This is a genomic window from Streptomyces sp. NPDC001617 (assembly GCF_053596855.1).
The window spans coordinates 130,549-148,421 of record NZ_JBSFHA010000002.1 but is presented as its reverse complement, the minus strand read 5'-3'; the positions used below and the strand labels follow the sequence as shown (position 1 = coordinate 148,421).

14 protein-coding genes are annotated in these 17,873 nt (G+C 71.9%); 12 read left to right on the top strand and 2 right to left on the bottom strand.

Features of this window, described 5'->3' with window-relative positions; translation table 11 throughout:
• Positions 1-303: 303 nt before the first annotated feature.
• From ACWC09_RS02320 to ACWC09_RS02285, 8 genes are all read left to right on the top strand, one after another.
• Positions 304-1,380, top strand: a complete 1,077-nt coding sequence (locus ACWC09_RS02320) for a nitronate monooxygenase (RefSeq protein WP_450847661.1) — start codon at positions 304-306, stop codon at positions 1,378-1,380.
• Positions 1,377-2,126 (top strand): 16S rRNA (uracil(1498)-N(3))-methyltransferase, encoded by a 750-nt coding sequence (locus ACWC09_RS02315; RefSeq protein ID WP_450847659.1) that lies wholly within the window; start codon positions 1,377-1,379, stop codon positions 2,124-2,126. Before ACWC09_RS02320 ends, ACWC09_RS02315 begins: the two co-directional genes overlap by 4 nt.
• A 20-nt stretch (positions 2,127-2,146) precedes the next feature.
• Positions 2,147-2,539, top strand: coding sequence for a VOC family protein (locus ACWC09_RS02310; protein ID WP_450847657.1), 393 nt, complete (start codon positions 2,147-2,149; stop codon positions 2,537-2,539).
• Between the two features lie 69 nt (positions 2,540-2,608).
• Entirely contained in the window at positions 2,609-3,184 is a 576-nt protein-coding gene (locus tag ACWC09_RS02305) for a hypothetical protein (protein ID WP_450847656.1), read from the top strand.
• Positions 3,185-3,229: 45 nt separating this feature from the next.
• Positions 3,230-6,433, top strand: a complete 3,204-nt coding sequence (locus ACWC09_RS02300; protein WP_450847654.1) for a S41 family peptidase — start codon at positions 3,230-3,232, stop codon at positions 6,431-6,433.
• A 113-nt stretch (positions 6,434-6,546) separates the two neighbouring features.
• Positions 6,547-6,900: a histidine triad nucleotide-binding protein gene (locus tag ACWC09_RS02295; RefSeq protein ID WP_450847653.1), complete on the top strand. Its 354-nt coding sequence runs from the start codon at positions 6,547-6,549 to the stop codon at positions 6,898-6,900.
• 10 nt (positions 6,901-6,910) lie between these two features.
• Positions 6,911-7,816, top strand: a complete 906-nt coding sequence (locus ACWC09_RS02290) for a ribonuclease Z (protein WP_450847651.1) — start codon at positions 6,911-6,913, stop codon at positions 7,814-7,816.
• A gap of 20 nt (positions 7,817-7,836) precedes the next feature.
• Positions 7,837-8,826, top strand: coding sequence for an adenosine deaminase (locus ACWC09_RS02285; protein WP_450847650.1), 990 nt, complete (start codon positions 7,837-7,839; stop codon positions 8,824-8,826).
• On the opposite strand, the gene ACWC09_RS02280 is transcribed toward ACWC09_RS02285, so the two are convergent.
• Positions 8,823-10,013 carry an MFS transporter gene (locus ACWC09_RS02280; RefSeq protein ID WP_450847649.1) on the bottom strand — a complete coding sequence of 397 codons (1,191 nt, stop codon included), beginning with the start codon at positions 10,011-10,013 and terminating at the stop codon, positions 8,823-8,825. The genes ACWC09_RS02285 and ACWC09_RS02280 overlap by 4 nt on opposite strands.
• Positions 10,014-10,215: 202 nt before the next feature.
• A complete protein-coding gene (locus tag ACWC09_RS02275) occupies positions 10,216-11,001 on the bottom strand; it encodes an IclR family transcriptional regulator (protein WP_450847647.1) in 786 nt (261 codons plus the stop codon).
• 163 nt (positions 11,002-11,164) lie between these two features.
• Here ACWC09_RS02275 and ACWC09_RS02270 point away from each other — a divergent pair, with 163 nt between their 5' ends.
• From ACWC09_RS02270 to ACWC09_RS02255, 4 genes are all read left to right on the top strand, one after another.
• Positions 11,165-12,070 carry a 5-dehydro-4-deoxyglucarate dehydratase gene (locus tag ACWC09_RS02270; protein WP_450847865.1) on the top strand — a complete coding sequence of 302 codons (906 nt, stop codon included), beginning with the start codon at positions 11,165-11,167 and terminating at the stop codon, positions 12,068-12,070.
• Positions 12,067-13,356 carry a glucarate dehydratase family protein gene (locus ACWC09_RS02265; RefSeq protein ID WP_450847646.1) on the top strand — a complete coding sequence of 430 codons (1,290 nt, stop codon included), beginning with the start codon at positions 12,067-12,069 and terminating at the stop codon, positions 13,354-13,356. The genes ACWC09_RS02270 and ACWC09_RS02265 overlap by 4 nt, the downstream gene beginning before the upstream one ends.
• A gap of 90 nt (positions 13,357-13,446) precedes the next feature.
• Entirely contained in the window at positions 13,447-14,601 is a 1,155-nt protein-coding gene (locus ACWC09_RS02260; RefSeq protein WP_450847644.1) for a carbohydrate kinase family protein, read from the top strand.
• 201 nt (positions 14,602-14,802) lie between these two features.
• The gene (locus ACWC09_RS02255) at positions 14,803-17,820 is read left to right on the top strand and encodes a TIM-barrel domain-containing protein (protein WP_450847642.1); all 3,018 of its coding nucleotides are present in this window, start codon (positions 14,803-14,805) and stop codon (positions 17,818-17,820) included.
• The last annotated feature ends 53 nt before the right edge of the window (positions 17,821-17,873 follow it).

Sequence of the window (17,873 nt, the reverse complement as noted above, 5' to 3'; positions counted from 1 at the left end):
CAGGGGTTGTTCTCGCGGTTGAAGGATGCGTTCAACGGTCGCTGACGTGGGCTGGAGGTGGCTGCTGGGGGTCCGGGGGTCGTCCCCCGGGCAGACGGGGTCAGCCTGGGCAGCAGGGGTTGTTCTCGCGGTTGAAGGATGCGTTCAACGGTCGCTGAGGTGGGCTGGGGGCTCTGCCCCCCCAGACCCCCCTTCGGCCCTGAAGGGGCCTCGTCCTCGCACGCCGGACGGGCCGCTGAAGCGCCCTTGGGCAAGAGGGCGACCCGATTCGGAAGTGTTCGGAGGACGTGACAACATGCGGGCATGTCCTCCGTGCTGACCGATCTCTTTCCGCATCCGATCGTGCAGGCCCCCATGGCGGGCGGTGTCTCCGTGCCGCATCTCGCGCAGGCCGTGTCCGAGGCCGGTGGGCTGGGGTTCCTGGCCGCCGGGTACAAGACCGCCGACGGGATGTACCAGGAGATCAAGCAGCTCAGGGGGCTGACCACCAAGCCCTTCGGCGTGAACCTGTTCATGCCGCAGCCCGAGTATGCCGACCCGTCGGCCGTCGAGGTCTACGCCCACCAGCTGGCCGGCGAGGCCTCCTGGTACGAGACCGAGCTTGGGGACCCGGACAGCGGGCGGGACGACGGTTACGACGCCAAACTCGCCGTGCTGCTGGACAACCCGGTGCCGGTGGTGTCGTTCCACTTCGGCGTCCCCAGCCGTGAGGTCATCGACTCCCTGCGCCGCGCCGGCACCCTCACCCTCGTCACCGCGACCACCGTCGAGGAGGCCCTCGCCGTCGAGCGGGCCGGCGCCGACGCGGTGATCGCCCAGGGCGTCGAGGCGGGCGGCCACCAGGGCACGCACCGGGACGTGCCGGAACACGACGGCGCCGGGATCGGGCTGCTCTCCCTCGTGGCCCAGGTCCGGGAGACCGTCGGCATCCCGATCGTCGCCGCCGGCGGCGTCATGCGCGGCAGCCAGATCGCCGCCCTCCTCGCGGCCGGCGCCGACGCCGCCCAGCTCGGCACCGCCTTCCTCGCCACCCCCGAGTCCGGCGCCAACGCGGTCCACAAGCAGGCCCTCACCAACCCCCTGTTCATGCGTACGGAGTTGACCCGCGCCTTCTCCGGCCGCCCCGCCCGCGGCCTGGTCAACCGCTTCATGCGCGAGCACGGCCCGTACGCCCCCGCCGCCTACCCCGAGGTCCACCACCTCACCTCGCCACTGCGCAAGAAGGCCGCCTCGGCCGGGGACGCGCAGGGCATGGCGCTGTGGGCCGGACAGGGACACCGGATGGCCCGGGAGATGCCCGCCGGTCAGCTGGTGGAGGTACTCGTCGAGGAGATCGACCGGGCCAGGACAGCGTTGTCGAGCAAGGGGGAGTACCGATGACCGCACCCGTGTTCGTGGTCGAGCGACTCGACGGCGTCGGACCGGAGTTCGTGCTCGACGGTCCCGAGGGACGGCACGCGGTCACCGTGAAGCGGCTGCGCCCCGGTGAGGACGTGGTCCTGACGGACGGGCGCGGACGGTGGATCGAGGGCGTCGTGAAGGCGGCCGAGGGCAAGGACCGGCTCGTCGTCACGGACCTCGAGTCGCTCCACGAGGAACCCGAGGAGTCCCCCCGTATCACCGTCGTCCAGGCCCTCCCCAAGGGCGACCGCGGCGAGCTGGCCGTCGAGACGATGACCGAGACCGGCGTCGACGCGATCGTGCCCTGGGCGGCGGCCCGTTGCATCACGCAGTGGAAGGGCGAGCGAGGCCTGAAGGCGCTGTCGAAGTGGCGGGCGACGGCCCGTGAGGCCGGCAAGCAGTCCCGTCGGCTGCGCTTCCCGGAGGTCGCGGACGCGGCGACGAGCAAGCAGGTTGCGGCACTTCTCGCCAAAGCCGACTTCGCCGCCGTACTCCACGAGGACCGCGACTACCCCAGCGAACCGCTGGCGACCGCCGAACTCCCCTCCTCCGGCGAGATCGTGCTGGTCGTCGGGCCCGAAGGGGGCGTGTCCCCCGAGGAGTTGGAGCTCTTCGCCGAGGCGGGCGGGAAGGCGTACCGGCTGGGGCGTAGCGTGCTGCGTACGTCGACCGCGGGCACCGCGGCGACCGCCCTGCTCCTCGGCCGCACCGGCCGCTGGTCCTGACCGCACCACGGGGGAAGACCATGGAACTCGCCCAAGTCCGGCTCCTCGTCAGTGACTTCGCTGCCTGCTACCGCTTCTACGCCGAAATCCTCGGCCTCAAGCCGCAGTCGGGCGCGACCGAGGGCCCGTACGAGAAGTTCAGCCCGGCCACCGGCTCGGCGGGCATCGCCCTCCAGGACCGCTCGATGATGGCCGAGGTGCTGGGCGAACTGGGGGACGCGACCACCGGGCACCGGTCGCTGGTGGTGCTCCGGGTGGACGACCTCGACGCCTACTGCGAGCAGGTCACCGGCCGGGGCGCGACCCTTCTGCACGGCCCCGCCCCCATGACCGACCGCATGCGCGTCGCCCATCTCAAGGACCCGGAGGGGAACTTGGTGGAGCTGCAGGAGTGGTTGCTGCTGCGCGGCTGACCTGCGGGGGCGCTTTCGTGACCGTATGCGCTCTACCGCAGCGCCCTGGTCAGTGGCAGGCTGCCCCCCATGGGGGCTTTGAGGCGGATTTGGCGTCGGCCGCGCGGAGCGCAGCGCATCGCGGCCGTGGTGGGGCTTGCCGTCATGGCCGTCGGTGGAGTGGTGGCGTGTGACCCCGCGGGGCTGAGTTCCGCATCCGTGGCGTACACCACCGACCAGACCGCGACCAAGGAGCTGGAACGGCACAAGGTCCAGGTGCAGTGGCTGAGCTGCACGGCCAACTACGGGAACAACGACAAGAACTACACCCCGGGGAAGGCGACGCCCTCGGCGAGCGAGACGACCGTCGCCAACGTCGACTGCCAGGGGCAGACCAAGGACGGGCGGGACATCACCGTCACCGGGAAGGTCACCCGGGCGGTGGACGGCGCCTGTGTGCGGGGTGATCTCACCGCCAAGGTCGGCGGGAAGACCTGGTTCCATGTCACCGGGCTCGGCAACTGCAATGCCACACCCTCGCCGATCACCAATCCCACCAGCGGGAACGGCAACGGCAACGGACCGGGGCCGACGGTCACCGTGACCGTCACCAGGACCATCTGGTGCAAGGGCGATCCGAAGTGCTGGCCGGTCGAGGGCAAGTGATCGAAAGGCCTGTCCGCCGAGTGTGCGCCCGCCTAAGGTGATCAGGTGACTCAGCCCACGTCCTCCGCGTATCTCCGGTTTCCGCATGTGCACGGCGAGTTGGTGGCCTTCGTCGCCGAGGACGACGTATGGCTCGCGCCCCTGGACGGCGGCCGCGCCTGGCGGGTCAGCGCCGACAACGTACCGGTCACCCAGCCGCGCATCTCGCCCGACGGCACGACGGTCGCCTGGACCTCCACCCGCGACGGCGCACCCGAGGTGCATGTCGCGCCGGTCGACGGCGGGCAGCCCGCCAAACGCCTGACGCACTGGGGCAGTTGGGGCACCCGGGTGGGCGGCTGGACCCCGGACGGACAGGTCCTGGCGATCAGCGCCCAGGGCCAGGCCACCTTGCGCCGCACCTGGGCGCACGCCGTCCCGCTGGACGGCGGACCGGCCACCACCCTGCCGTACGGACCGGTCGGCGGGGTCGCCCACGGCCCGCACACCGTGCTCCTGTCCGCGCCGATGGGACGCGAGGCGGCCTGGTGGAAGCGGTACCGGGGCGGTACGGCGGGCAAGTTGTGGATCGACCGGGAGGGAGAGGGGGACTTCGTACGGCTTCACGAAGGTCTCGACGGCAACCTCGAGCACCCGGTGTGGGCCGGCGACCGGATCGCCTTCCTCTCCGACCACGAAGACACCGGCGCCCTCTACTCCTCGCTCGCCGACGGCTCCGACCTGCGCCGGCACACCCCCCTGGACGGCTTCTACGCCCGGCACGCCGCCGGCGACGGCACCCGCCTCACCTACACCGCGGGCGGCGAGCTGTGGCTGCTCGACGACCTGGACGGCGCCGAGCCGCGCCGGCTCGACATCCGGCTCGGCGGGCCGCGCGTCGACCTCCAGCCCTTCCCGGTGAGCGCGGGCCACTGGCTCGGCGGCGCCCACCCCGACCACACGGCCCGCGGCAGCGCGGTCACCGTGCGCGGCGCCGTCCACTGGATCACCCACCGCTCCGGCCCCGCCCGCGTCCTCGCCGCCGAACCCGGCGTCCGGGCCCGGCTGCCGCGCACCTTCCGGACGGACGGCGAGGAACACGCCGTATGGGTGACCGACGCCGAGGGCGACGACGCCCTGGAGTTCGCCCCGGCGACCGGCACCGCCCCCGGCGCCACCCCGCGCCGGCTCGCGGCCGGACGGCTCGGCCGGGTCCTCGGGCTCGCCGTCGCACCCGACGGCAGCCGGGTCGCCGTCGCCTCGCACGACGGCCGGGTGCTGCTCGTGGAGCGGCACAGCGGTGAGGTCCGCGAGGTCGACCGGGCCACCGACGGCGAGGTCTCGGGGCTGGTCTTCTCGCCCGACTCGGCCTGGCTCGCCTGGTCCCACCCCGGCCCGCGCCCGTTGCGCCAGCTCCGCCTCGCCAACACCACCGACCTCTCGGTCACCGAGGCGACCCCGCTCCGCTTCCGCGACTACTCACCCACCTTCACCCTCGACGGCAAGCACCTCGCCTTCCTCTCCGCGCGCTCCTTCGACCCGGTCTACGACGAGCACGTCTTCGACCTGGCCTTCGTCGGCGGCTCCCGCCCGCACCTGATCACCCTGGCCGCGACCACCCCGTCCCCCTTCGGCCCGCAGCGCCACGGCCGCCCCTTCGAGGCCCCGGACAAGGACGAGACCCCCGACAGCGAGGGCACCCCCGCCACCCGTATCGACCTCGAAGGCCTCGCCGACCGGATCGTGCCCTTCCCGGTCGAGGCCGCCCGCTACTCCACCCTGCGCGCCGCCAAGGACGGCGTGCTGTGGCTGCGCCACCCGGTACGCGGGGTCCTCGGCGCCTCCCGGGCCACCCCGGACGACGACGACCCCGAGACCGTCCTGGAGCGGTACGACCTGGCCCAGCAGCGCATCGAGCACCTCGTCTCCGACGCCGAGCACTTCGCCGTCAGCGGCGACGGCAAGCGGGTCCTGCTGCGGACGGACGGCAAGCTCAAGGTCGTACCCAGCGACCGGCGCGCCTCGGCCGACGACAGCGACACCAACGTCACCGTCGACCTGACCCGCGTCCGCCAGACCGTCGACCCGGCCGCCGAGTGGCGGCAGATGTACGACGAGGCCGGCCGCCTCATGCGGGACAACTTCTGGCGCCCCGACCTGGGGGGCGTGGACTGGGACGCCGTACTCGACCGGTACCGCCCCCTCCTCGGACGGCTCGCCACCCGGGACGACCTGGTCGACCTCCTCTGGGAGGTGCAGGGCGAGCTGGGCACCTCGCACGCCTATGTCAGCCCGCGCGGCGGCTACGGCCACGGCGACCGCCAGGGCCTGCTCGGCGCGGACATCTCCCGCCACGAGGACGGCAGTTGGCGCATCGACCGCATCCTGCCCGCCGAGACCTCCGACCCCGAGGCCCGCTCCCCGCTCGCCGCACCCGGCGTCGCCGTCCGCGCGGGCGACGCGATCGTCGCGGTCTCCGGCCGCCCGGTCGACCCGGTGACCGGCCCCGGCCCCCTCCTCGTCGGCACGGCGGGCAAACCGGTCGAGCTCACCGTCCTCCCCTCCTCCGGCGGCGACCCGCGCCACGCCGTCGTCGTCCCCATCGCCGACGAGGACCCTCTCCGCTACCACGCCTGGGTCACCGACCGCCGCGCCTACGTCCACGAACACTCCGACGGCCGCCTCGGCTACCTCCACGTCCCCGACATGCAGGCCCTCGGCTGGGCCCAGATCCACCGCGACCTTCGCGTCGAGGTGGCCCGCGAGGGCCTGGTGGTCGACGTCCGTGACAACCGTGGCGGGCACACCTCCCAGTTGGTCGTCGAAAAACTGGCCCGCCGCATCGTCGGCTGGGACGTGCCCCGAGGCATGCGCCCCTACAGCTACCCCCAGGACGCCCCCCGCGGCCCCGTGGTCGCCGTCGCCAACGAGTTCTCCGGCTCCGACGGCGACATCGTCAACGCCGCGATCAAGGCCCTCGGTATCGGCCCGGTCATCGGCACCCGCACCTGGGGCGGAGTCATCGGCATCGACAGCCGCTACCACCTGGTCGACGGCACCCTGGTCACCCAGCCGAAGTACGCGTTCTGGCTGGAGGGGTACGGCTGGGACGTGGAGAACAGGGGGGTGGACCCTGACGTGGAGGTGGTGCAGAGGCCTCAGGACTACGCGGAGGGCAGAGACGTACAGCTGGACGAGGCGATTCGTATCGCCCTGGAGGCACTGGAGACCAGTCCGGCGAAGACTCCGCCGACTTTGCCAACCTCCTAGGGGCGCGGGGCTGTGTCGATGTGCGGCTCCGCCGCGTGGGCGCGACCAGCCACAAACCACCCGCACCCGGCGACGATACGATGCCCCAACGCACCCGAGCCGAAGGAACTCACATGCCAGGGGAACCCCAGGACGACTGCCTGTTCTGCAAGATCGCCGCAGGCAAGATCCCGGCGACCATCGTCCGCGAAACGGACACCACCGTCGCCTTCCGGGACATCAACCCCCAGGCCCCCACCCACGTCCTGGTCATCCCCAGGGCCCACTACGCGAACGCCGCGACCCTGGCCACCGCCGCCCCGGAACTGGCCGCCGACGTCCTCCGCGAAGCCCAGTCCGTCGCCGACGAGGACAAGCTGGAGAGTTACCGCATCGTCTTCAACACGGGCGCCGGCGCCGGCCAGACCGTCTTCCACGCCCACGCCCACATCCTCGGCGGCCGCGGCCTCCAGTGGCCCCCCGGCTAGCCAACCGACCGTGTCCGTACGCGAACTGGTGGTCCTGGGCACAGCCAGTCAGGTCCCCACGCGCCACCGCAACCACAACGGCTACCTTCTCCGCTGGGACGGCGAGGGCCTCCTCTTCGACCCCGGCGAGGGCACCCAGCGCCAGATGCTGCGTGCCGGCGTCGCCGCCCACGACCTGAACCGGATCTGCGTCACCCACTTCCACGGCGACCACTCCCTCGGCCTCGCGGGCGTCATCCAGCGGATCAACCTCGACCGGGTCCCGCACGAGATCACCGCCCACTACCCGCGCTCCGGTCAACGCTTCTTCGACCGCCTGCGGTACGCCACCGCCTACCGCGAGACGGTCGCGCTCACCGAGGCCCCGGTCGACACCGACGGCACCCTGGCCGCCACCCCGGCGTACACCCTCGAGGCCCGCAAGCTCTCCCACCCCGTCGAGTCCTACGGCTACCGCCTCACCGAACCCGACGGCCGCCGTATGCTCCCCGACCGCCTCGCCGCCCAGGGCATCAAGGGCCCGGACGTCGGCCGCATCCAGCGCGAGGGCTCGCTGAACGGCGTGTCCCTGGACGAGGTCAGCGAGACCCGCCGAGGCCAGCGTTTCGCGTTCGTCATGGACACCCGCCTCTGCGACGGCGTCCACGCGCTCGCGGACGGCTGCGACCTGCTCGTCATCGAGTCCACGTTCCTCGACGAGGACACCGACCTCGCGGTCGAGCACGGCCATCTCACCGCAGGGCAGGCGGCGACGGTCGCGCGCGAGGCGGGGGTACGGCATCTGGTCCTGACCCACTTCAGCCAGCGCTACACCGACCCCGACGAGTTCGAACGCCAGGCGAGGGCCGCCGGCTTCGACGGCGAGCTGACGGTGGCGCACGATCTTCTACGGGTCCCGGTTCCGAAACGGCGATAAAACACCCGTACCATGCTGCGATGCCCCTCCCCAAAGCAGAACTGCACCTCCACATCGAAGGCACCCTGGAGCCGGAGCTGGCCTTCGAGCTGGCCGCCCGCAACGGCGTCGAGCTGCCGTACGCCGACACGGACGAGCTCCGCAAGGCGTACGACTTCGAGGACCTCCAGTCCTTCCTGAACCTGTACTACGAGCTCATGGCCGTCCTGCGCACCGAGCGGGACTTCGAGGATCTCGCGAACGCCTACCTCGCCCGCGCCGCGGCGCAGGGCGTCCGGCACGCGGAGATCTTCTTCGACCCGCAGGCGCACATCGTGCGCGGGGTCCCGATGGGCACGGTCGTCGAGGGGCTGTGGCGGGCGCTGGGCAGCAGCGAGGCCCACCATGGCATCTCCACCAGGCTGATCCTCTGCTTCCTGCGCGACGAGTCCGCCGAGGCGGCACTCGAGACCCTGGAGGCCGCGAAGCCGTACCTCGACCGGATCACCGGCATCGGCCTCGACTCCGCCGAGGTCGGCCACCCGCCGGTGAAGTTCCGCGAGGTCTACGAAACCGCCGCCGCCCTCGGCCTGCGACGCGTCGCGCACGCGGGCGAGGAGGGGCCGCCGGAGTACATCACCGAGGCGCTGGACGTGCTCGGTGTGGAGCGGGTGGACCACGGGCTCAGGTGCATGGAATCCCCGGAGCTGGTCGAGCGGCTGGTGCGGGAGCGCATCCCGCTGACCCTGTGCCCCCTCTCCAACGTCCGCCTCCGCACCGTCGACACCCTGGCCGACCACCCGCTCCCGGCCATGCTGGACGCGGGGCTGCTGTGCACGGTCAACTCCGACGACCCGGCCTACTTCGGCGGCTACGCGGGCGACAACTTCGACGCGGTGCGCGCGGTGCTCGGCCTGACCGAGAACCGCCTGCGCGAACTGGCCCGCAACTCCTTCCTCGCCTCGTTCCTGGAGGACGACGAGGAGCGGAGGGCCAGGTATCTCGCCGAGGTGGACGCCTACGTCTTCTAGGCGGCTGTGGTGTCGTAGGCGCGCTGGGCGGTGGTCTCCACGGGGATCTCCACGACCGGAAGAGACCTTCTCCCCACGCCCCGCGCGACCATGGTCATCGGCACCGCGATCACCAGCAGCCCGACCGCCAGCACCCCGCCCATCACCGGAAATCCGGCCCGCGCGGCCAGCACACTCCCCGTCAGCGGTCCCGCCGCCGTCCCCAGCGACGATGCCGAACCGACCAACACGGCCCAACGCCCGCGCGGGTCCAGGGTGGCGGCCAGGCCGATGACGTACGAAAGCACCACCGGGTAGAACAGGTTCCACGCGATCTCGCCGGACGCGAAGGTCGTCAGGTCGGTTGCTGAGGCGCTGAGCAGGATGCAACCGGCGATGAGCGCCGTACCCGCTCCCACCGGCAGCGCCCGCCCGAACCGCGGTCCGACCGCGCCCGCGACCGTCACGCCGAACAGTCCCGCGCCGAGCGCCACCGCGAAGACGGCGCCGACGGTCGCCTCCGTCAGATGTGCCTGGGCCAGGCCGATCCGGCCGCTGACGCCCCAGAGCGCGTTCTGCGCGAGGGACCAGCAGAGCATGGCGGCGGCGAGGACCGGACCGGAGCGGAGGTGGGGGAGGCGGGTGCCGGCGAGGGGGTTGTGCGTGACCGCCGTACGGACGGGGAGGCGGCCGGTGAGCGGCCAGACGGCGAGGGCGGTGAGGGCGATCGCCGCCAGGGGTTGGCCGTGGCCCGCGCCGAGGTGGGGGACCGTCAGATAGACGGCGCCCGCGAGGGCGGAGACGCCGAGCAGGCCGAGGGTGGTCGTGCGGTGCGGGTCGGGCTGGGCGGCGATGCCGGTGGCGGCCACCGTGGTCGCCGTACCGGATCCGAAGCCGCCGATCAGCGCGCCGGTGATCACGGCCGGGATGGAGCCGGACAGGGCGGCGGTGCCGTAACCGAGCACGGCGAGCGCGAGCCCGATCCGGGCCAGGTTCCGGGCCCCGATCCGCTCCACCCGAGAGGCCAGCAGGAAGCCGGCCGACGCCGAACTCAGCAGCAGCGCACTGCCGATGGCACCGGCCTGTGTGGCGCTGAGCGGTAGCCCCGAGTCCAGGCGGCCCACGGTGGTGGGCAGGAGGTACGGGGCGAGATACCCGGCCGTGAAAAGGGCGACGAGGGGCCAGGGGGTGGTGCGAGGGGCGAACACGGGCGTTCCCAGGGCATGCGAAAGAAGCGGCTCAAAACAAGGGGGTTTGGGCGCAGGCCGTCGACGGACAGGAACGCGCGAGCAAGTTGTATCAAGCACGCGGTTACGGAAGAAGAGCGGGGGGTGTGATGTGACGCACGTTGTGTTTGGGGTGGGGGAGGCCGGGTAGCAGAGGGCGCCGGTCAGGCACTCTCGACCGACGTCACCGCCAGTACGCAGCCCCGCCGGCCGCAGGCGCCGTCGCTTCGATCTTCGCCCTGATCTCCCGCATCACCGCGACGATCCGCTCCTCGTGCTCCGGCGTCAGCCGGGCCACCGGTACCGAGCAGCTGATCGCGTCCTGGGCGGGGGCGTCGTAGCGCAGGGCGAAGCCGAAGCCGACGATGCCGGGTACGCCTTCCTCGCGGTCGATCGAGTGGCCGCGGGCGCGGACGGTCGCGAGGTCGGCGGCCAGGGAGTCCCGGGTGGTGTGGGTGTGGGGGGTGAGGGGCTTGTACGGGCCCGCGGGGAGGTCTGCGTCGGGGCGTTCGGCCAGGAGGGCCTTGCCGAGGGCTCCGGCGTGCGCCGGGAGGCGGCGGCCGACGCGGCTGATGGTGCGCAGGTACTCGTGCGACTCCCGGGTCGCCAGGTACGCCACGTCCCGCCCGTCGAGCCGCCCCATGTGGATCGTCTCGCCGAGCGCCTCGGACGCCTCGTCGAGATAGGGGCGTACGACGCGCACCCGCGGGTCGGAGTCCAGATAGCTCGTGCCGGTCAGCAGGGCGTGGATGCCGATGCCGTAGAGGGAGCCGGTGATGTCGGTGCGGACCCAGCCCCGGCCGATCAGCGTCTGCAGCAGCGCGTACATCGAGCTGCGCGGCACGCCCAGCGCGTCCGCCAGCTCCTGCAGCCGCGCCGGACGGTCGCCGCGCGCGGCGAGCAGTTCCAGCAGCTCGACCGTCCGCGCGGCGGACTTCACCTCGCGGACCCCGCCGCCTGTCTCCGACATGGGGCGATGGTAGTCGGCCGGTGCCGGGCCGTTGACTGCCGCTGTTCGCATATCTAAGCTCTGTCTCTATACATGGATAGCATCTATATGGGGAGACAGAGGAGTCAAGGTGACCGGTGAAGCGGAGGCAGTGGGGGCAACTGTGCGGAGGCTGCGGGACGGGATGGCGAACGGCGTGCTCTCCTTCCCGCTGACCTCCTTCCACGACGACGGCTCGCTCGACCCGGACGGCTTCCGCGCCCATGTCGCGGGCCGGCTCGCCGCCGACCCCGGCGCCCTCTTCCCCGCCTGCGGCACCGGCGAGTTCTTCTCGCTGGACGAGGACGAGTACCGGCGGGTCGTGACCATCGCCGTCGAGGAGGCGGGCGGGCGCGTGCCCGTCGTCGCCGGGATCGGGTACGGCTGGGCGCAGGCCGTCCGTTTCGCCCGTATCGCCGAGGAGGCAGGGGCGGACGCGCTGCTGGTCCTGCCGCACTATCTGGTCGCCGCCCCGCAGGACGGACTCGTGGCGCAGGTCGAGCAGATCGCGGCCCGCACCCGGCTTCCGCTCATCGCCTACCAGCGCGGCCAGGTCGCCTTCACCGCCGACTCGTTGAGGCGCATCGCGCGCATCCCGAACGTCATCGGCCTCAAGGACGGCCACAGCGACCTGGACCGCCTCCAGCGACTGACCCTCGCCGCCCCGGAGGGCTTCCTGTTCTTCAACGGCGCCTCGACCGCCGAGATCCAGGCCCGCGCCTACGCCACCGTCGGCGTCCCCGCCTACTCCTCCGCCGTGCACGCCTTCGCACCCGAGATCGCGAACGCGTTCTTCGCCGCGCTGCGGGACGGGAACGACGGCGACGGCAAGACCGTGGAGCGGCTGCTGCGCGACTTCTACGTCCCGCTCGTCGAACTCCGCGACCGCGTCCCGGGATACGCCGTGTCGCTGGTGAAGGCGGCGGCCCGGCTCCGAGGCCGTCCCGTCGGCCCGGTCCGCGCCCCGCTCACCGATCCGTCGGCCGCCGATCTGGCCGACCTCGAGAACCTGCTCACCACCGGACTCGACCTCGTAGGAGCCGCTCTGTGAACCTCACGATCACCGACGTACGGCTGACGCCGATCCTGGTGGCCGACCCGCCGCTGCTCAACACGCAGGGCGTGCACCAGCCGTACACCCCGCGGCTGATCGTGGAGATCGAGACGGCCGACGGGATCACGGGGGTCGGCGAGACGTACGGCGACACCAAGTACCTGGAGCCGGCACGACCGTTCGCCGAGAAGCTCGTGGGCCGCCAAGTCTCCGATCTGAACGGCCTGTTCACCGTCGCCGAGGAGGTCTCCGTGGACTCCGCGCGGGTCGAGAACCAGGTCGACGTCGGTGGGTTGCGAGGTGTCCAGACCGCCGACAAGCTGCGCCTGTCCGTCGTCTCCGGCTTCGAGGTCGCCTGTCTGGACGCCCTCGGCAAGGCGCTCGGGCTGCCCGTGCACGCGCTGCTGGGCGGCAAGGTGCGGGACGCGGTCGAGTACAGCGCGTACCTGTTCTACAGGTGGGCCGACCATCCGGCGGGCGTGGCCTGCGAGAAGGACGACTGGGGGGCCGCGGTCGATCCGGCGGGTGTCGTCGAGCAGGCCCGGCTGTTCAAGGAGCGGTACGGGTTCACGTCGTTCAAGCTGAAGGGGGGCGTCTTCCCGCCGGACGAGGAGATCGCGGCCGTACGGGCGTTGGCGGCGGCCTTCCCCGGACACCCGCTGCGTCTCGACCCCAACGGGGCCTGGAGCGTGGCGACTTCGGTGAAGGTGGCGGAGGAGCTGGAGGACGTACTCGAGTATCTGGAGGACCCGGCGCTCGGTACCGCCGCCATGGCCGAGGTGTCCGCCGCGACCGGGGTGCCGCTCGCCACCAACATGTGCGTGACGACGTTCGCCGAGATCAAGGAGGCGTTCGTGCGGGACGCCGTCCAGGTGGTGCTGTCCGACCACCACTACTGGGGCGGGCTGCGCAACACACAGCAACTCGCCGCGATCTGCCGGACGTTCGGTGTCGGGGTGTCCATGCACTCCAACACCCATCTGGGCATCAGCCTCGCAGCGATGACGCACGTCGCGGCCACTGTCCCGAACCTTCACCACGCCTGCGACTCCCACTACCCGTGGCAGTCCGAGGACGTCCTCACCGAGCGGCTGAGCTTCGAGGGCGGCAAGGTCGCCGTCTCCGACGCACCGGGCCTCGGTGTCCGGCTCGACCCCGAGAAGGTGCGGTTCCTGCATCAGCGGTGGCTCGACGACGACGGTTCGCTGCGCGAGCGGGACGACGCGGCGGCCATGCGGGTGGCCGATCCCGCGTGGGTGACGCCCTCGGTGCCCCGCTGGTAGGCGCGCGCCGCGTCGGGCGGGGCGGGACCGGCGTGATGTCGGTGATGTGGTGCACACTGGCCTGATCCGCACCATGCCAGGGAGCACACCGTGACCGCGTCCAACGGGTCCGCCGGGACCGCCGGAAAGGGGCCGAGGCCCACCGCAGCCGGGCCGCCCTGCCAGGCTCAGGTCGACCCCCTGGCCGCCCTGCGCGCACCCGGCGACCCGCCCTGGGACGTCTTCCTGACGGGCACCGTCTTCCTGGACATCATCTTCACGGGGCTCGACTCCGCCCCGGTGCGCGGGACCGAGTCCTGGGCGCGCGGGATGGGGTCGAGCCCCGGCGGCGTCGCCAACATGGCCACCGCACTGGCCCGCCTCGGCCTCAGGACGTCCCTCGCGGCGGCCTTCGGCGACGACCACTACGGGGAGTACTGCTGGGACGCCCTGGCGCAGGGCGAGGGCATCGACCTCTCCCCGTCACGTACGGTGCGCGGCTGGCACTCCCCGGTCACCGTCTCCATGGCGTACGAGGGCGAGCGCACGATGGTCTCCCACGGCCACGAGCCGCCCCCGGAGGCCGCGTTCCTCCAGGCGGAGGCGCCCCCCGCGCGGGCCGCCGTCGCCTCCCTCACGCCCGGCCGGCGCGCTCCCTGGATCGCCCAGGCCGCGAGCCGCGGCTCCCGCATCTTCGGCGATGTCGGCTGGGACGACACCGGTGCATGGGACCTGGCGGGCCTCGCCGACCTGGAGCACTGCGAGGCCTTCCTGCCGAACGCCGAGGAGGCGATGCGCTACACCGGCGCCTCCTGCCCGCGCGAGGCGGCGCACACGCTGACCGAGCACGTGCCGCTGGCGGTGGTGACCCTCGGTGCGGACGGCGCGTACGCGGTGGACCGGCGCACAGGGGAGACGGCCGAGGTGCCGGCGATCGCCGTGGAGGCCCTGGACCCCACCGGCGCGGGCGACGTCTTCGTCGCCGGCTTCGTCACCGGGACGCTGGCCGGCTGGCCGCTGGCCGACCGGCTCGCCTTCGCGGGGCTCACCGCGGCCCTGTCGGTCCAGGAGTTCGGTGGCTCCCTGTCGGCGCCCGGCTGGTCCGAGATCGGGGCGTGGTGGCGCCGGGTCCAGTCGGTCGACGGGCAGGACCCGGAGGCGCTGCGCCGGTACGCGTTCCTGGCGGACCTGGTGCCTCAGGAGCAGGGCAGACCGTGGCCGTTGAGGCGCGCGGTGCCCACGATCGGCTTCCGCCGCTCGGCCTGACATCCGGACGGCTCCCGTAGGGCCCGGCATCGCTTTGTGCTGCCCGCAAACGGGCACGTCATCGCCCCGAACCGGAAGCTGGCATTGACAGATGACGTTTCCTGCTCAATTATCGGCGAAATCAAGCACGTTCTTGCACGGACACTCACGGCCCCGCATCAGAAGACCCATGGCTCCCTCCTCCGCCGAAGGACATGCGTCGTGCGCAGACCATCCCGCAGAACACGCCCCGTCAGAGCCCTCCTCGCCGCCTTCTCCCTGCTCCTCGCGCTGCCCGCCGTCGCCGCCCAGGCCCAGGCCGCCCAGGTCCAGGACCGGGTCGCCCAGACCCCCCGTGTGACCGAGTCCCCGGACGGCCTTGCCCTCACGGTCCCGCCGAGCGGCAACGCCCCCGGCTACACCGTAAATGTGACGACCAGTCAACTTTCCCTCACCGCAAGGCGATTCGACGCCACGACCGTCCTGTCCACGGCCACCGGCGACACCGGCGCCCTCCGCTTCCGCGTCGACGGCACCTGGCAGCACGCCACCAAGGTGACCGCCTGGTCCTGGAAGGCAGGCGCGCTCGCGCTCACCGCCGACACGACCGCCGCCGGCGCCACGGTCGAGGCGACCGTCACCCCGTCCGCCGACCGTTACCAACTCGACTGGAACGTCAAGGGGGTTGCCCCGGACCGCCTCGGCCTCGCCTACGACCTCTCCTCCGCCGGCCACTGGTACGGCCACGGCGAGGCGGAGACCCCGCAGGGCGGCCCCGGCACCGACCAGCCCTGGCCTCTGGAGAGCGGGGAGGTCGTCCATCCGTCCTTCGGGCCGGCCTCGTACAACATGATCGACCCGTTCTGGTACACGTCGAGCGCGGCCGGACTGCGCGTGGACACCGGGCACGTCATGGACGTCGCGATCAACGAGGGCAAGGACGGCCTCGGCCGCTTCGACATCGAGTCCGCCGACCCCTACAAGGCCACGGTCTTCGTGGAGCGGACGCCGCTGGAGGTCTACCGCGACTACATCGGCATCGTCGGGAAACCGGCCAAGAGCGATGCCACGTACGAGCAGTACGCCAAGCCGGTGTGGAACTCCTGGGCGCAGTTCTACACCCACGTCGACCAGGCGAAACTCCTCGACTACGCGCAGAAGTTGCACGACGACGGCCTGGACGGGCACACCCTCCAGCTCGACGACAAGTGGGAGTCGAACTACGGGAACATGACCTTCGACCCGAAGGCCTACCCCGACCCGAAGGCGATGTCGGACCGCATCCACGCCCTCGGCTTCGACTTCGGCCTCTGGGTCACCCTGTGGATCAACCTCGACTCCGACAGCTACCAGTACGCCGCCGACCACGGCTATCTGCTCAAGGACGGGTCCGACACCACCAAGCCGTGCACCGTCACCTGGTGGAACGGCACCGCCGGCATCGTCGATCTCGCCAATCCGGACGCGAAGACCTGGTACGTCGGCCGGCTCAAGAAGCTGATGGGCGACTACGGCATCGACGGCCTGAAGTTCGACACCCGCTTCTTCGACGACAAGTGCGCCCCGCACGCCGGTAACCAGCCCACCGACTACCAGCGCCTCGGCTCCGAACTCGCCGACGAGTTCGACCTCCAGGGCGTCGGCATCCGCGTCCACTGGGACGCCACCGCCCACCGGGCCGGTTTCGTCACCCGGCAGGTCGACAAGGGCACCGGCTGGGAGTCGCTGCGCGCCTCCGTCACCCAGAACCTGGCCATCTCCACGATCGGCTACCCGTTCGTCACCACCGACATGATCGGCGGCTCCGGCGGCCAACCGGCCCCCACCAAGCAGGTGTTGGTGCGCTGGGCGCAGTCCGCGTCGCTCATGCCGCTGATGTACTCCTCCACGTCACCCGTCGACACCATCGATGTGACGACCGGTCAGCAGGTCGACTACGACCAGGAGACCGTCGACCTCTACCGCGACGCGATCAAGCAGCACGAACGCCTCGCGCCCTACATCTGGGACCAGGTGCGGCAGACGCTGAAGACCGGCGACCCGATCATGCGCCCGCTGTTCTTCGACCACCCCCAGGACAAGGCGAGTTACACGATCACCGACGAGTGGATGCTCGGCCCGGCCGTCCTGGCCGCCCCGCAACTCGCCGACCGCTCCACCCGCACCGTGCACCTCCCGCCGGGCGTCTGGTACGACGTCAACCATGGCACCGTGATCCACGGCCCGAAGACACTCAAGGGCTACGGCGCCCCGCTCGGCGTGACCCCTGCCTTCGTGAACCTGAAGGCGCGGGGCGCGGGCAAGGCCCTGCGCGCCCTGCGCGGCGCAGGCGCCCCCGCCGCCTCCGTGGTCCTGACCCCGGACGCCCCGAAGACCGGCTCGGGCCGCCCCTTCGAGACGACCACGACGGTCACCAACTGGGGCTCCCGCCCGCTGCGGCACGTCACCGCCGCCCTCGACGTGCCCGACGGCTGGCGTGCCGAGCCCACGACCCCCGCGACGGCCAAGTCCCTGGCCGCGGGCGCCTCGTCGACGACCACCTGGACCGTCACCCCGCCCGCGGACGCCCGCTGGGGCAGCCACCCTCTCACCGCGAGGGTGACGTACGACGGCGCCGGCAGCACGAAGGTCGTCGACTCCGTTCCGGTGCAGGTGGAGCCCGAACCGGGGACCGTGTCGGCGCCGTACCGCACCCTCGACACCGCGGGCGACGCCCAATTCGCCCAGGCCGGCGACCAGTTCGCGATCTGGGCAGGCGGGCAGGACCTGTCGGGCTGGAAGGACGAGAAGGGCGCCGCCTACGAGAGCGGTGTGCTCGGCGAGAAGGCCACCGCGCAGGTCCGTGTCGTGTCCCAGGACGCCACCACCCCGGCCGGCAAGGCGGGCCTCGCCGTCGCCGACGATCTCGCCGACCCGGCGAAGGGCGGCTACGCGGTCCTCGCCATGACCGACAGGTACGGCCTGGAGTTCATGACCGACAGCGACGGCGACGGCAGGCTCGACACCTGGGCGGGCGGCGGGACGACGTATCACCCGGCGTACCTGAGGCTGGTGCGCGACGGTACGACGTACACGGCGTACGCGAGCAAGGACGGCACCGCCTGGTCCACGGTCGGTACGGCGGAGGTCCCCTCGGCCTCCGGTACCGAGGACGCGGGGATGGTGGCCGGCGCCGTCAACGCCTACTACCCCGGCGAACGCATCCAGGCCGTCTTCGACGGGTTCACCGTAACCGGCTGACCGGCCGTAACCGGCTGACCGGCCGAAGCCGGCCGGTCAGCCCCTCACAGACT

Excerpts from the sequence above, each read along its gene's own strand:
- ACWC09_RS02320 (WP_450847661.1), top strand. The coding sequence starts at position 304 with ATGTCCTCCGTGCTGACCGATCTCTTTCCGCATCCGATCGTGCAGGCC.
- ACWC09_RS02315 (WP_450847659.1), top strand. The coding sequence starts at position 1,377 with ATGACCGCACCCGTGTTCGTGGTCGAGCGACTCGACGGCGTCGGACCG.
- ACWC09_RS02310 (WP_450847657.1), top strand. The coding sequence starts at position 2,147 with ATGGAACTCGCCCAAGTCCGGCTCCTCGTCAGTGACTTCGCTGCCTGC.
- ACWC09_RS02305 (WP_450847656.1), top strand. The coding sequence starts at position 2,609 with ATGGGGGCTTTGAGGCGGATTTGGCGTCGGCCGCGCGGAGCGCAGCGC.
- ACWC09_RS02295 (WP_450847653.1), top strand. The coding sequence starts at position 6,547 with ATGCCAGGGGAACCCCAGGACGACTGCCTGTTCTGCAAGATCGCCGCA.
- ACWC09_RS02285 (WP_450847650.1), top strand. The coding sequence starts at position 7,837 with ATGCCCCTCCCCAAAGCAGAACTGCACCTCCACATCGAAGGCACCCTG.
- ACWC09_RS02275 (WP_450847647.1), bottom strand. The coding sequence starts at position 11,001 with ATGTCGGAGACAGGCGGCGGGGTCCGCGAGGTGAAGTCCGCCGCGCGG.
- ACWC09_RS02270 (WP_450847865.1), top strand. The coding sequence starts at position 11,165 with ATGGCGAACGGCGTGCTCTCCTTCCCGCTGACCTCCTTCCACGACGAC.